The following is a 13,789-nucleotide window of genomic DNA, read 5'->3' as shown; positions in this document are numbered from 1 at the left end:
TCAGACTGCTCCTAAAAATTCAAACGGCAGATAATTCACCATCTCACCTTTCTGTATGGTTTGTCCGGGTGGAATGCTGACCAGACCATCGCCCCAGACGGCAGATGTCAGCACGCCGGAACCCTGATTCACAAAACGCTCTAAACCACCGCTGGCATTGCAACGCACGCGGATAAATTCGTGACGGCGATCCGCTTTCGGCCAGTCAAAATCTGCACGCATGGTAATGCTGCGCGGCGCTTGTTGAGGCATGCCTTGCAGCGCCAGCAGGAAAGGACGCACGAACAGCAGGAAAGTCACAAAACTGGAGACCGGATTGCCCGGTAAGCCGACAAAAAAACTTTGCCCGACTTGCCCGAACGCCAGCGGCTTGCCCGGCTTCATCGCAATTTGCCACAGATGTAAATGCCCTTCCGCCTGCACCGCGGGACGCACATGATCTTCTTCGCCGACCGACACACCGCCGGAGGTGATAATCAGATCATTCCCCTTTGCCGCCTCACGCAAAGCAGCGCGTGTTGCTTCGAGCTTGTCCGGCACTATGCCCAGATCAGTGATATCGCAGCCGTGCTGTTCCAGCAAACCACGCAGCATGAAACGGTTAGAGTTGTAAATCGCACCGGGTTTTAAAGGCTGACCCGGCATGGTCAGTTCATCGCCGGTAAAAAACACGGCGACGCGCAAACGGCGCAGCACTGGCAGTGTTGCCAGTCCGACCGAGGCGGCGAGACCCAGATGCGCAGCGCCAAGGCGGGTTCCGGCTGGCAAAATCACAGAACCGGCTTGCACATCTTCACCACGACGGCGCACCCATTCACCGGCTGCGGGTTGATGCAGAATGCGCACACTGTCGCCCTGCACTTCCGTTTGTTCCTGCATGACCACGGCGTCAGCACCGGCCGGTATCATCGCACCGGTAAAAATCCGCGCTGCCGTGCCAGCCTGTAAAGGCGCACCGACCACACCGGCAGGAATACGCTGACTGACCGGCAGCAGCGCATCGCCGGAAGTGCAATCCGCCGCACGCACCGCGTAACCATCCATCTGTGTGTTATCCGCCGGTGGCACATCTAATTGCGATAACTGATCGCTGGCCAGCACGCGGTTCCAGCATTGTTCCGTCGGCAATGTTTCGCTTTCCGCAACCGGGCGGACAGCTTGCATCAAATAGTCCAGTGCTTCCTGCACACTCAACATCGGGGCTTTAGGTTTCATTCCGCTCACAAATCGGCTCTTCAGAAATAAATGACTGCCAGCATTGTAACGGCTTCATCCGCTGACATGCAGCAGGCATGCGTATCTGCGGCTTATTTCAGGTCTGAATCTTGGTCTGCTCTTGATCTGATACAGGTTTTTGTACGCCGGAAAAACAAAAACCGGCTGGTCTGACGACCGCCGGTTTCAGAATTTCAGCATCAACGACAGCCGGACTGGCTGGCTGTTAGTTAATCGCGACGATTTGCCCGTTCTGAATTGTGACCCGCACACGGTCGCCGACACGGTAGTAGCCACGCTGGTCTAACACCATCACCCTGCGCTCACCGTTCGGAAACTGGAAGGTGAATTCGTACTTCACCTGATCCGGCGTGCGATTTCTTTCCATTTCGTTGCCTGCAATCGCACCAGCGATAGCGCCGCCTACTGTTGCCAGATCACGTCCGGTGCCATTACCAACCTGATGACCAAGCACGCCACCCACCAGTGCACCAACGGCTGCACCTCCACCGGAAGTGCGTCCCTGCACATTCATCGGACGCAAATCCACAATCGTGACGGTTTCAGTGTAAGTCGAGTTGTATTGCTGCGGATAGCCGTTACGGTAGTTTTGCGGATAATCACGATAGCCCGGCTGGCTGTTGTGGTAATGCGTGCTGGCGCAACCTGCAAGCATGGCTACCAAAGGAAACACGAGATAAATTGGCTTCATAGCAACTCCGTTAAATGCGGTCAGATGTCACAGAAACGGATAACGCCGTTTTTTGTTGACCTGCGATTGAATTTTCTGATGGCTGGCTTTTCTTCCAAACAACACATTGCAAAATTTCATGGCAGAAGCTGTTTCAGAATAGCAACTTCGCTGATTTCGGCCATAATGCAGTCAGCAGTGTCCTACCGCTGACTCGACAGAGCCAGTCTGTGTCCCGATAGCACCGGGCTTTAATACGTTTCGGAGAACATCATGCGCCAATTTTTCAAACCGCTCGCCTTACTCAGTCTGGGATTTTTCTGTCAGCTGCCTCTGACGGCCAGCGCTGAGGAAACGGTGTACCGGTTTTCGCCAGTGAATCAGTACGACATTAACCTGACGGCTGCCTACTGGAATCCGATTATTCAGTACGTTTCAGAAAAAAGCGGTGTGAAGCTGAGTCTGAAAATTGGCCGCACCAGCGCCGACACCACCAGCTATGTACTGGCTAAAGAAGTTGAATTCGTGTTCAGCAATCACTTGTTTTCACCGGAACGCGAAAAGCTGGGCTGGCGTGTATTCGGACGCCGCAACACACCGGCAATTCAGGGGCAAATCGTTGTGCCTTCGGACTCACAGATCACCAGCCTGCAACAATTGAAAGATCAGTCGGTCGCGTTTCCCGGCCCGGAAGCCTTTATCGCCTACAAAGTCCCTTACGCCCATTTGCTGAATCAGAATATCAGCGTCAATGTGTTGTTCGGCGGGAATATGAACGGCGCCATCGCGCAAATGATCGCAGGAAAAGTGGTAGCAGTTGGCGGCAATTCGCAACTGATTGATGCCTATGCGAACCGCGAGAAAAAGTCTTTCCGCGTTTTATGGACATCCGAGCCTTATCATGATCTGGCGCTGATGGCGTCCAGCAAGGTCAGTGATGCCACGATGAAAGCCGTTGCTACTGCATTCTTCAATATGAAAAACGATCCTAAAGGGCGTGAAATTCTGCATGAAGCCGCCGCAAAAACCGGCATGGATAAAGACGCTTATTTCATTCCTGCAGACGACCGCGACTACGCCAGCTACAAGCGTTTTTACCAGTCTGCGCCAGCCAGCCTGAAATAACCGGAGCACTGCATGAAATCAGGATGGTTCCGTCTGCAGCGTTTATTACCGCAATCACTGGTCGCACGTGTGTTTGCGCTGTACACCTTCACCTGGTTTCTGATCATGGGTTCCGGTCTTGTGATGTATTACGAAACCCGCTTTACACAAGTGATCCGCGACGCTCAGGAATCGGCGGCATCCTTACTGGAAGTATCGGCGCATATCGTTTCTGACAGCGCTGTTATCGGTGATTACGACACCATACAACGCACCCTGAACAAAATGGTGGTCAGCCCCAGTTTTCTGGCTGCGCAATTTATTCCTATTGATGCAGGGGCAATTTCCAGTCACCAGAAAACCCGGGCGAAAAACGAATCCGCGCCGGACTGGATCGTAAATCAGATCGCAGAAAAACTGTATGACGACAACCGTGTTCTGAACGTCGGCGGTCGCGATTACGGCGTGCTGCGGCTGCGCTTTGACAATATCCAGATTGCGCAGGATATGTGGCAGGTTGCACGGGCTGCGCTGTACATGATGTTTATCAGTTTTGCCGGTGGCCTGTTGCTGATCTGGTATCCGTTGCGACGCTGGCTTGGCACCTTGCAGGAAGTCAACGTCAGAACACTGCGTGAGCATGGCGAGGATGATCCCGACAATCTGGCGCTGATCAATCAGGCGCCTGCTGAATTACGGCAAACGCTGATTACTCTGCAAAGCACCGCATCGCAATTACGGAATGAATTGCAGGAGCGGGAAAACACCCTGACTTCGCTGCGCCAGATTCTGGTCAGCATGCTGCCACCCGCCGCGCGCGAAGCGCCGCAGGAAACCGCGATCAGCGACATCATCAGCCATATCAGCACGCTGGTGCAGGAAGGTGAACAGGCGCGTCTGGCGCTGACGCAAGCGAAAGAACAGGCGGAAGCGGCGAATCGCGCCAAGAGCGATTTTCTGGCGAACATGAGCCATGAAATCCGCACGCCGATGAATGGCATGATAGGCATGCTTGAGCTGTGTCTGGATACAAAACTCAGCGCCGAGCAACAGGAATATCTGAATGTTGCGCAGCGTTCGGCTGAGAACCTGCTGGTCATCATCAATGACATTCTGGACTTCAGCAAAATCGAAGCAAATAAGATTGATATCGAACATCTGACCATCCATTTGCCGCAATTGCTGAAAGACCTGATTCCTGCACATCAGAATGCCGCCAGCAGAAAAAACCTGATGCTGGCGTTGCATTTTAACGGGCCGCTGCCATCGTATATTCAGGGTGATCCGGTGCGGATTCAGCAAATCGTGAATAACCTGATCAGTAATGCGATTAAGTTCACCCAGTCCGGTTCGGTCAATCTGATCTGCGACATTGCCGACGGCGACGATCTTCCTTTAAAAATCACAGTGGAAGACAGCGGCATCGGAATTCCACCGGAACATCAGGAAAGAATTTTTGATGCTTTCGCCCAGCAGGATGTTTCCACCACGCGCAAATTCGGCGGCACTGGCCTCGGCCTGAGTATCAGTCAGCGACTCGCGCAACTGATGGGCGGAAAAATCACACTGCACAGCCAGCCCGGTCAGGGCAGCCGCTTTACTCTGCACCTGCCTTTGCACCTTGCCAGCGCTGGCGTACCTCAAAAAACACCGGCAGCACCGGCACTGTTACCAAACGCAAATGCGCAGCCGCTGCGGATTCTGGTGGTGGAAGATAATCCGGTAAACCAGACGCTGATCCTTAGTCTGATTAAAAAACAGGGACATGACACCACCCTCGCCCAACATGGTCAGGAAGCGGTCGATTGTTTCCGCGAGCACACGTTCGACCTGATTCTGATGGATTTACAAATGCCGGTGATGGGCGGACTGGATGCAACGCGATTGATCCGTGCGCTGGAAATTCAGGAAAAACGACCACGTGTACCGATTCACGCGCTGTCTGCTTCCGCGCTGGCCAGTGAACAGGAGGAAGCGCTGGCTGCAGGGCTGGATGGTTATATGACCAAACCAATCAACCGCAATGCCTTAAACCAGTTATTGCAAGAGATTGCCGGCAGCCGCATCACAGCACCATCACACGAAATGCCACAATGACAGCGAGGATTTTTTTCCGCACCGGCGTTTTTCGTCAGCAGGATTTTGAAACCGGATTCGCCCTGCTGGATGATGCAGAACGCCAGCGTTGTCTGCAGTACCAGCATCTGAACGATAAACTGCGCTTCGCCTGCACCCGCATCGCCCTGAAACGCTTACTCGCCGATTGTTTGCAAACCACGGCGGACAGCATACGCATCAGCACCACTGTGCAAGGGCAGCCGTTTTGCCTGCAACAGAATACTCACTGGAAGATCACCGTCAGCCATACCGAACAGCATTATCTGATTGCTGTGACGGACGCTGACATCGCAATCGGTGCGGATCTGGAATCATACGAAAACAGCGCTGCATTTTCGGCTGACATGCTGGCCTCGTTTTGCCACCCGCAGGAAATCAACAGCCTGAACAATTTGCCTGCAGATCACCGCTCAATGCATGTTCAGCAGTTGTGGAGCGCGAAGGAAGCGATTGTCAAAGCGCTGGCAACAGGGTTTGATACCGATCCCTGCACGCTGTTACTGCCCGTGCCGTTGCCGGAACACTGTGCAGTTTCCGTCAGCAAACAAACCCTGTGGCTGTCCCGCCAGACGCTGATGATCAGTCACGACAGGCTGATGCTGATCCGCTGCGCCAGCACTGAGCATGCAGAATGGATCGGACTGCCTGTATCAGGTGCAGTCTGAACATCCTCAGCAAGCCATTTTTTACCCAAAAACAGCCAAAATGCGGTGTTCTGCATAGCGATCCGGCGGTCGTCGGCAGAAAGTCCGGGTCTCCGAAAGTTACCCATGCGGATATCTGCATCATAGCAACCGCTGATCAGCCTTACGAACCCGTCGAGATTGACGCTGAAAGCAGGCAGGAAGCCACGCAAACAGCGAATTTTCCCAATAAGGTCTGAAGGCTTTTCCGCTTCCGTGCCGGAACCCCAATCGCATACAAATGCGCTCTCCTGCCATCGCCTGAAGCACCGAACGCACTTTTATCCTGTGCAGAAATACGCATGTTTTTGCGCTGCAACATACCGTGCAATGTTGACCTGCAGTAACGTCAAACTTCCTCTGGCTTCTTGATTCACAAATTCACACATTGACAAAAGGCCTCAACACTCTGAGGGAGAAAAATATGCTTGCCAAAATCAAAGCAACCTTGCTGTACTTTAACGACGCCGTGCCATTCCGGCTTGTCCCCGCACTGATCACAACGCTGGTACTGATCCTGCTGTTGCTGACACCCTGCCCGCAGGGGCTGGACCCGAAAGCCTGGCATCTGGTCGCGATTTTCCTGACCACCATCGTCGCCATCATTCTGAAAGTCATGCCGATTGGCGTGATGTCGCTGATGGCAATCGTGATCGTATCGCTGTCGCAGGTAACGTCTAACTCATCCAAGGGCGCGATTACCGATGCGCTGGCCAGCTTCGCCAATCCGCTGATCTGGCTGATTGTGGTCGCCATTATCATTTCACGCGGCCTGAAAAAAACCGGTCTGGGAAAACGCATCGGCCTGATGTTTATTGCCTTACTCGGCAAGCGCACCATCGGCATTGGTTACGGACTGGCAATTTGCGAACTGGTGCTGGCACCGTTCACACCCAGCAATACAGCGCGCGGCGGCGGCATCGTGCATCCGATTATGAAATCCATTGCCAATGCTTTTGATTCCGATCCGGCGCAAGGCACACAAAACAAAGTCGGCACGTATTTATCGCTGGTGAACTATCACGCCAATCCGATTACCTCCGCCATGTTCTTAACCGCAACCGCACCGAATCCGCTGGTGGTCAGTTGCGTAGAAAAAGCCACCGGCCATGCCCTGCAACTGACGTGGACAACCTGGGCGCTGTGCATGCTGTTGCCGGGGCTGGCCTGCATTTTTCTGATGCCGCTGGTAATTTACTTCCTATCCCCGCCGGAATTGAAAGCAACGCCGAATGCAGTGCAGTTTGCGCGTACGGAACTGAGCAAAATGGGGCATTTAGCCGCCGGTGAAAAAGTCATCCTCGGCACGTTTGCCCTGTTACTGATTTTATGGGCCAATATCCCCGCCATGCTGTTCGGGCCAGCGTTTTCGCTGGATGCAACCGTCGTGGCTTTTGTCGGATTATTTGCGCTGATTATCACCGGCACGATCACATGGGACGACGCGCTGGAAGAAAAAAGCGCATGGGATACACTGATCTGGTTCGGTGCGCTGGTCATGCTGGCAGAGCAGTTAAACAAAACCGGTGTGGTGAAATGGTTTTCGGATGGCATGCGCGATGCCATTATCGCCAGCGGTATGGGATGGTTTCCGGCTGCCGCCGTCTTGCTGCTGGTATTTGTGTTCTCGCATTATTTCTTCGCCAGCACCACAGCGCATATCAGCGCGATGCTGTTAGCGTTTCTGACTGTCGGCGCGCAATTACTGCCTGCTGAATACATGATCCCGTTTATGCTGATCATGACCGCTGGCTCCGCCATTATGATGACGCTGACGCACTATGCAACCGGCACTTCACCGATTATCTTCGGCAGCGGTTATGTGACGATGGGGAACTGGTGGCGGGTGGGAATGATCATGTGCGTGGTCGAACTGCTGGTATTTGCCACCGTCGGCAGCGTATGGTGGAAGGTACTTGGATACTGGTAAGTTTCACCAGTTATCGCCACGGTAAATCGACCATAAACATCATTCAGGGCGGCTTAGCCGCCCTTTTTTATTGCTCAGATTTTACAAATCAAGTTTGCGGGATGAAAGCAAAACTCAGAACGAATGCCGCCCTAGCTGATCGCCGATGCGATGACGCAGATACTCCCACACCCGCTGATGAATTTGCTCGCTGTCTGTTTCGCCAAAGGCTTCAGCAAGTTCTTTCTGCATCTGAAAATGCAGAAACAGCAAACCGCGCAGGCTTTCAAATGCATGCGCCGCATCCTGATGACAGACACGGTTATCGTTATCCAGAATCCGCGCCAGCACGCCGTCATCAAACAAACGCACCTGACAAATAATCGCCAGCCGGACGATCTCCAGATCCACCCTCTCCAGATTTCCTTCCCACTTTTCGTGCGTCTGGCGCTCACCACCCGGCTTATCGTTCATAAAGTCCTCTCACCGCAGAAACGGATACCTGCAAATTACAGTATGAATGCGAAACGCCCCGCAGGGCGTTGTATTGATCTCAAAAACATTTGTTGATACTGGATTTCGCTGACACTGAACAATTCATTGCCGGTTCAGGCTATGCCCCGGCAATGGAATTGCACAGCAACTCAGCGTAAATCCAGCACGATACGTCCGTCAATCTTACCTTGTTCCATGCGTTCAAAAATCGCATTGATATTGTCCAGCTTATCCCAGGTAAAATGCGCCGCCACTTTGCCTTCAGCAGCAAACACCAGCGATTCTTCCAGATCCTGACGGGTACCGACAATCGAACCACGCACGGTAATGCGTTTTAACACCGTGTTAAATACCGGCAAAGAAATATCGCCCGGCGGCAAACCAACCAGCGCCATCGTGCCTTTGGCACGCAGGAAACCAAAAGCCTGCTCCATCGCCTTTGGCGACACCGCCGTCACCAGCGCACCATGCGCACCACCGGTAATACGCTGCACATCCGCAACGGCATTGATGCTGCGACCATCCACCACCATATCTGCACCGAGCTTTTTCGCCAGCGCCAGCTTGTCTTCATGGATGTCAGCGGCAATCACGTGCATGCCCATCGCTTTCGCGTACTGCACCGCCATATGCCCCAGACCGCCGATACCGGAAATCACCACCCATTCACCCGGGCGCACTTCGGTTTCTTTCAGGCCTTTATAGACTGTCACACCGGCGCATAACACCGGCGCTGCAGGGCCGAATTCCAGACCATCCGGCAGCAAGCCCACAAAATTCGGATCCGCCAGACCATACTGCGCGAAGCTGCCATTCACCGAATAACCGGTATTCTGCTGCTCGCCACACAGTGTTTCCCAGCCAGTGCGGCAAGGCGTACAGCAACCACAAGCCGTATGCAGCCACGGCACACCAACACGATCGCCCTCTTTCAGACGCTTCACACCCGCACCCAGCGCCGCCACATAACCAACACCTTCATGCCCCGGAATAAACGGCGGCGTCGGCTTCACCGGCCAGTCACCATTCGCCGCATGCAAATCCGTATGACAAACCCCGCTCGCTTCATATTTCACCAGAATCTGCCCCGGCCCCGGCGTCGGCACCGGCACTTCTTCAATCGACAGTGGCTTACCAAATTCACGTACTACTGCAGCTTTCATCATCGTCGCCATTTGAACTTCCTCCGCAAAACAAGTGAATAAATGACCTGACGGTCATATGGAACTTAGTATGCGGATAAAGTGATGCTGGGTATTGATGGAGGTCTAAAGCGGTGATCAGCGCAGTGGCCGGGGAGTCGTCTACAAATAGGCTGACACTCAAAAATACGAAACAAAACAAAGGGCGGCAAATCAATGCTTTACAAATCGGCTCTCCCCCTTAGGTTGCCCGATGCTGATCAATGAAGATGCTAACTATTTGCGGTGGCAGTCGAGCCCCGTCTGTGCGAAAAAAGCACTCGCAAGCCTCAGAAATTCGTTTGTTTTGCGCAGTTCTTTGACTTCGCGCTCCAGTGTACGAATGCGCTCCTGTTCTTCAGTCGTCACACTGTTCCCAAGCCCTGTATCGGTTTCATACTGACACCCCCAGAGAGGTAAGGTTTCTACAGTACAGCCAATTTTACCGGCAATAGATTCAATCGCTGCCCATTGCGAGCCGTACTCACTCAGGCCTCCATGACCATGCGAACGGAACGTTCTATCACTTCAGGGGAATATTTTGATTCGTTCATAGCTCCATTCTCTCAAGTATTGGAGCCTACCAATTTTCCGGTACGGTTTACCTTGCCGGTCGGAGATCATATGCTTAGACTGCCATTATGATCATTGGAAGCACATACAACAATGCAAACTAAACCATACCTTCGAGAGGTATCACTTCGCCATGATATTTTACCAAGCACTGAAGAATATCCGTTCGATATCTCTGCAATAAAAAATCTTGATGTACTAAAGTTTCATTCAGACGTTACTTTTTTTGTTGGAGAAAACGGTTCAGGCAAATCAACCTTGCTTGAGGCAATCGCACTTTCCGTTGGATTTAGCCCGGAAGGTGGCACAAAAAATACTTTGTTCCAAACTGCAGAAACAGTATCTCAATTACATCGTTATATAAAAACGGCAAAAAGTTTTCGCACTCCAAAAGATCATTATTTCCTTCGCGCCGAAAGCTTCTACAACGTTGCCACATACGTTGACGAATTGCGTGATTTTGGCGTGATTAGCAGCTATGGCGGTAGATCGTTACACCAATGCTCTCATGGTGAAGCATTCATGGCGCTTCTTACTGCCAAGTTTCGTGGAAACGGACTCTACCTACTTGACGAACCGGAAGCCGCTCTTTCACCCAGTCGACAGCTTGCAGCACTCTCAGCAATTCACCAACTTGTTAAAGAGGAATCACAATTCATTATTGCGACGCATTCCCCAATTTTACTAGCGTACCCACACGCAAAGATCGTTTTATTTGATAGCTCCGGCCTCAGTGAGATTCAATATGAAGATACGGAGCATTTTGCAATTACACGCAATTTTCTAAATCATTACCCACACCGTTTAAAAACTTTATTGGACGAGTAATTACAGAACATTACTTTCCCATTTGCTGCGCATGACAGAATTGCTTAAGTTCTTCGGCTTTTGCTACGTAATAGTCGCTACCTAGATCACTTTCCGTTTTTTTGAACGGCGATGACGTTGCTAAAAAATAACTTCATCGCATTTGGCAATCGCCCGTTCGTAATTCATGAGTTTATTTGCAAAAAATTTTGCAAATAAATATCGTGGCATCAATGAATCAAAATCGACTTGCTCAGACAACTCATAGCAATGCAAAGCCTGATCGATTTGATTTTCAAAAAATAGGTAATACCTATTTGTTGAAGAAGAAAGGCCTTTTGAAACGACAAGATCGAATCTGTACTTAAACAAGTCTCCAACGCGACTCTTGCTGCTGAATAATTATCCGCAGCTATACATTTTATATATTCGCGATAATTCAAATCTTCGGAAAAACGCATAGCAAATTGAACCGTTCCGGTTTTTTGAGAGGCCCTTTTGTGTGAGTCAGGCCGGTATGGCCTGACCAGAAACTTGTTGACAATAATTCATTTCTGCTTCCGCCGGTGGTATGTGACCTATCGACTCCATTAAACGATGATGATTGAACCACGACACCCATTCCAGCGTCGCCATTTGAACTTCCTCCGCAAAACAAGTGAATAAATGACCTGGCGGTCATATGGGACTTAGTATGCGGATTAAGTGCGGCGGGGTATTGATGGAGGTCTAATAATTGAATCAATAGTTACATGCTTCGTAGTTTCAACAAGTGCAACTTTAATTACTTAAAAGTATTAATACTGCACAAGTATGGTTATACTGACTAGTTTTCAAAAACACAATTCCAATAAACGGCGCCGTCACTTTTATAAATACCCATCCTTGAACGTTTGACCGAAAGTGCGCATCCGGAATACGGTGAGTTTTATCAATCCTGCAAAACTCAATGAATATTTAAACAGGGGAAATATGCGTTATTTATCTTTTGTCGTTTTCTTATTCTGGCTACTCGGTAGTCAATGTGCATGGGGCTCAGTTACTCAGCAAGAGATACCCAGCTATGTCGGCGAATTTCACGGCGTACGGGAATACAGGCTCAACAATCAATTACAGATTCTGCTGAAACCGGATACAAACAGCACTGAACTGGCTGTGAACATGATTTACCGCCATGGCAGAAAAAATGAGCAATTGCGGCTGATAGAGTTAAATCATGTCCTGGAACACTATCTCGTGCACAGAAGCCAGGAAACGCACAAGAACAATTACTCTGATTTGAAATTCAGAGGTATAGGGATTACGGCCAGCGACTTTACCTACTATCGCTCAGTTCTGACAAATGCAACAGATCTGGCTCCTTTCATTGAAATGGAAAGAGAACGCATGAGCCAGTTCAAAGATCATGTGTCTTACCTGACGCAATCTGTCGATGAAGTCGACGAAGAACTCACGGCCGCACATCAAAATAAAACTTACACGGAATATGGCCTGATGCTGAAAGATCTCTTCAGAAACGAAGCCTATGGCGTTAATCCAGTCGGCGAAAAACAAGACTTACGACGCATCACTCTGCAAGATCTAAAACAATACTGGTCTGAGCACTATCGCCCGGACCGCGCCACACTGTTGATTGCCGGGAATTTTGACTTACCAAGTACCTTAGCACTGATAACAGAAAAATTTTCCAGCGTTCCACTACCGCAGCAAGAGTCAAAAAGATTCGAATATCAAAAATTGCCACAGTATGGTGAACGGGAATTTATCATCCGTAAACACGATGCCAAACCCGTGGTGTGGGTCGGATACCGCGTGCCACAATTAAATTCACCGGAATACGCTGCGGTATTGATGGCAGGTACATTCATTTCTCCGACGACGGATACCAGCATTTGGCAAAAGTCCTTGCTGGATACAAAAAAAGCAGAATCCGTCGAAGCGTACACTTTCCCATTTGTACACGGCAGCGCTTTCATGTTGAGAATACGCTTGAGTACAGAACAGCAACTCGCGGAACTGAGAAAATTTCTGAAACAGCAAGAAAAAAATCTGGCTTTGCAAGTGACGGATAAGATGATCGACGCCCAAAAAGCAGAGTTATTGGATGATTTGAACAAAAATGAAAAATCGCCAAAACTCTTTGTGGAGAGCATCGCACAGCATGTTGTCAGTGGGGACTGGCAAAGCTATTACCGCTTACGTGACGAAATTGAGAATATGAATGTTGTGACATATCGTCAAAGTTTGCAACGCTGGTTTAGACCAGAAAACCGAACTCTCGGCATTTTCCTTGATCCGCTTGACAGCCAGTCTTTGACTACGCCGAAACCAAAAAGGAACGGTTAGGCAAGGCTTGAAAATAAAGCGCCGCCGAATTGAACCATCAGGTGGCGCACTTAATCCTCATATTTGACTAAGTTTGTAGGTTAAGACCTTTATTCATCAGCCCAAAAACGAACTTCACCATTTTCATCCTTTCTAAGTGTTCTGAGTACTTCTCGAGCCCTGATCCGACGTTTCATACCATTTAGTGCAAATGCAACACATCCACGCACATCAGCCGAAGTGTCGGACGCGGCTTCGATTAAGAACTCAATTGCCTCATATGCTCTTAGATGGCCGAGGCTCGCCGCCGCAGCAGCTCTAACAGCACTGGATTTATCTGACGTTAGTCGTTCAGAAATTAAGGCTATCGACTCTGCCTTATAAGGATAAGTCGGCGTGCCATGCTGCCCTAGTATAAAAACGCCAATTTCCCGGACATATGCTCGTTTGTCTTGAAGAAGACCAATTGCATATTGAAACGATACGAACTCTCCACGAATCTGCACCTCCCTTGCAGCGGCGCTTCGCACAAGCACGTTCTTGTCTTCCAAGAAAGGATGAATGCTTTCAGTAGGATAAGAGCGGAGCGCTTGCGCGACCAATAAACGCAAGGATTCCCCGTCTTTGTCAATTCCAGAAGTAATCATATTATTGGTTTTTCCCGCCCTTACCATGACGCGATCCTCCG

Annotated in this window: 11 protein-coding genes, 2 pseudogenes and 1 other annotated feature; of the genes and pseudogenes, 6 read left to right on the top strand and 7 right to left on the bottom strand. The window is 50.5% G+C overall.

Annotation, left to right across the window (positions count from 1 at the left end; translation table 11 throughout):
* On the bottom strand, nucleotides 1-1,215 hold the full coding sequence (locus KDM89_RS07030) for a molybdopterin molybdotransferase MoeA (protein ID WP_230427724.1): 1,215 nt from the start codon (nucleotides 1,213-1,215) through the stop codon (nucleotides 1-3).
* A 226-nt stretch (nucleotides 1,216-1,441) separates the two neighbouring features.
* A complete protein-coding gene (locus KDM89_RS07025; RefSeq protein WP_212687243.1) occupies nucleotides 1,442-1,927 on the bottom strand; it encodes an outer membrane lipoprotein in 486 nt (161 codons plus the stop codon).
* A gap of 252 nt (nucleotides 1,928-2,179) precedes the next feature.
* On the opposite strand from KDM89_RS07025, the gene KDM89_RS07020 reads away from it, so the two are divergent.
* The 4 genes from KDM89_RS07020 to KDM89_RS07005 all read left to right on the top strand — a co-directional run bounded on the left by KDM89_RS07020 (nucleotide 2,180) and on the right by KDM89_RS07005 (nucleotide 7,741).
* Entirely contained in the window at nucleotides 2,180-3,031 is an 852-nt protein-coding gene (locus KDM89_RS07020; RefSeq protein WP_212687242.1) for a phosphate/phosphite/phosphonate ABC transporter substrate-binding protein, read from the top strand.
* Nucleotides 3,032-3,043: 12 nt separating this feature from the next.
* Nucleotides 3,044-5,107, top strand: a complete 2,064-nt coding sequence (locus KDM89_RS07015; protein ID WP_212687241.1) for a hybrid sensor histidine kinase/response regulator — start codon at nucleotides 3,044-3,046, stop codon at nucleotides 5,105-5,107.
* Nucleotides 5,104-5,793 carry a 4'-phosphopantetheinyl transferase family protein gene (locus KDM89_RS07010; RefSeq protein WP_212687240.1) on the top strand — a complete coding sequence of 230 codons (690 nt, stop codon included), beginning with the start codon at nucleotides 5,104-5,106 and terminating at the stop codon, nucleotides 5,791-5,793. Before KDM89_RS07015 ends, KDM89_RS07010 begins: the two co-directional genes overlap by 4 nt.
* Before the next feature lie 442 nt (nucleotides 5,794-6,235).
* Nucleotides 6,236-7,741 carry a DASS family sodium-coupled anion symporter gene (locus tag KDM89_RS07005; RefSeq protein ID WP_212687239.1) on the top strand — a complete coding sequence of 502 codons (1,506 nt, stop codon included), beginning with the start codon at nucleotides 6,236-6,238 and terminating at the stop codon, nucleotides 7,739-7,741.
* Nucleotides 7,742-7,855: 114 nt separating this feature from the next.
* On the opposite strand, the gene KDM89_RS07000 is transcribed toward KDM89_RS07005, so the two are convergent.
* The 3 genes and pseudogenes from KDM89_RS07000 to KDM89_RS22425 all read right to left on the bottom strand — a co-directional run.
* The gene (locus KDM89_RS07000) at nucleotides 7,856-8,194 is read right to left on the bottom strand and encodes a hypothetical protein (RefSeq protein ID WP_212687238.1); all 339 of its coding nucleotides are present in this window, start codon (nucleotides 8,192-8,194) and stop codon (nucleotides 7,856-7,858) included.
* Nucleotides 8,195-8,364: 170 nt separating this feature from the next.
* Nucleotides 8,365-9,390, bottom strand: coding sequence for an alcohol dehydrogenase AdhP (gene adhP, locus KDM89_RS06995; RefSeq protein ID WP_212687237.1), 1,026 nt, complete (start codon nucleotides 9,388-9,390; stop codon nucleotides 8,365-8,367).
* Between the two features lie 168 nt (nucleotides 9,391-9,558).
* Nucleotides 9,559-9,676 (bottom strand) — a sequence feature (AL1L pseudoknot).
* Nucleotides 9,602-9,950: pseudogene (locus KDM89_RS22425) on the bottom strand (IS3 family transposase); the annotation flags it as partial. It overlaps the preceding feature by 75 nt.
* Nucleotides 9,951-10,062: 112 nt before the next feature.
* On the opposite strand from KDM89_RS22425, the gene KDM89_RS06990 reads away from it, so the two are divergent.
* Nucleotides 10,063-10,797: an AAA family ATPase gene (locus tag KDM89_RS06990; protein ID WP_212687236.1), complete on the top strand. Its 735-nt coding sequence runs from the start codon at nucleotides 10,063-10,065 to the stop codon at nucleotides 10,795-10,797.
* A 486-nt stretch (nucleotides 10,798-11,283) separates the two neighbouring features.
* On the opposite strand, the pseudogene KDM89_RS06985 reads toward KDM89_RS06990, so the two are convergent.
* Nucleotides 11,284-11,424 (bottom strand): annotated as a pseudogene (locus tag KDM89_RS06985) (IS3 family transposase); the annotation flags it as partial.
* A gap of 273 nt (nucleotides 11,425-11,697) precedes the next feature.
* On the opposite strand from KDM89_RS06985, the gene KDM89_RS22845 reads away from it, so the two are divergent.
* On the top strand, nucleotides 11,698-13,122 hold the full coding sequence (locus KDM89_RS22845) for a M16 family metallopeptidase (RefSeq protein WP_212687235.1): 1,425 nt from the start codon (nucleotides 11,698-11,700) through the stop codon (nucleotides 13,120-13,122).
* An 89-nt stretch (nucleotides 13,123-13,211) separates the two neighbouring features.
* Here the strand turns inward: KDM89_RS22845 and KDM89_RS06975 are convergent, their stop codons facing one another.
* Entirely contained in the window at nucleotides 13,212-13,748 is a 537-nt protein-coding gene (locus tag KDM89_RS06975) for a HEAT repeat domain-containing protein (protein ID WP_212687234.1), read from the bottom strand.
* Between the last annotated feature and the right edge of the window lie 41 nt (nucleotides 13,749-13,789).

This window comes from Cognatundibacterium luofuense (genome assembly GCF_018139685.1).
Taxonomy (GTDB): domain Bacteria; phylum Pseudomonadota; class Gammaproteobacteria; order Burkholderiales; family Burkholderiaceae_D; genus Undibacterium; species Undibacterium luofuense.
This window is presented reverse-complemented; position numbering and strand designations above follow the sequence as displayed.

Excerpts from the sequence above, each read along its gene's own strand:
- KDM89_RS07030 (WP_230427724.1), bottom strand. The coding sequence starts at position 1,215 with ATGAAACCTAAAGCCCCGATGTTGAGTGTGCAGGAAGCACTGGACTAT.
- KDM89_RS07025 (WP_212687243.1), bottom strand. The coding sequence starts at position 1,927 with ATGAAGCCAATTTATCTCGTGTTTCCTTTGGTAGCCATGCTTGCAGGT.
- KDM89_RS07020 (WP_212687242.1), top strand. The coding sequence starts at position 2,180 with ATGCGCCAATTTTTCAAACCGCTCGCCTTACTCAGTCTGGGATTTTTC.
- KDM89_RS07015 (WP_212687241.1), top strand. The coding sequence starts at position 3,044 with ATGAAATCAGGATGGTTCCGTCTGCAGCGTTTATTACCGCAATCACTG.
- KDM89_RS07010 (WP_212687240.1), top strand. The coding sequence starts at position 5,104 with ATGACAGCGAGGATTTTTTTCCGCACCGGCGTTTTTCGTCAGCAGGAT.
- KDM89_RS07005 (WP_212687239.1), top strand. The coding sequence starts at position 6,236 with ATGCTTGCCAAAATCAAAGCAACCTTGCTGTACTTTAACGACGCCGTG.
- KDM89_RS07000 (WP_212687238.1), bottom strand. The coding sequence starts at position 8,194 with ATGAACGATAAGCCGGGTGGTGAGCGCCAGACGCACGAAAAGTGGGAA.
- adhP (WP_212687237.1), bottom strand. The coding sequence starts at position 9,390 with ATGGCGACGATGATGAAAGCTGCAGTAGTACGTGAATTTGGTAAGCCA.
- KDM89_RS06990 (WP_212687236.1), top strand. The coding sequence starts at position 10,063 with ATGCAAACTAAACCATACCTTCGAGAGGTATCACTTCGCCATGATATT.
- KDM89_RS06975 (WP_212687234.1), bottom strand. The coding sequence starts at position 13,748 with ATGATTACTTCTGGAATTGACAAAGACGGGGAATCCTTGCGTTTATTG.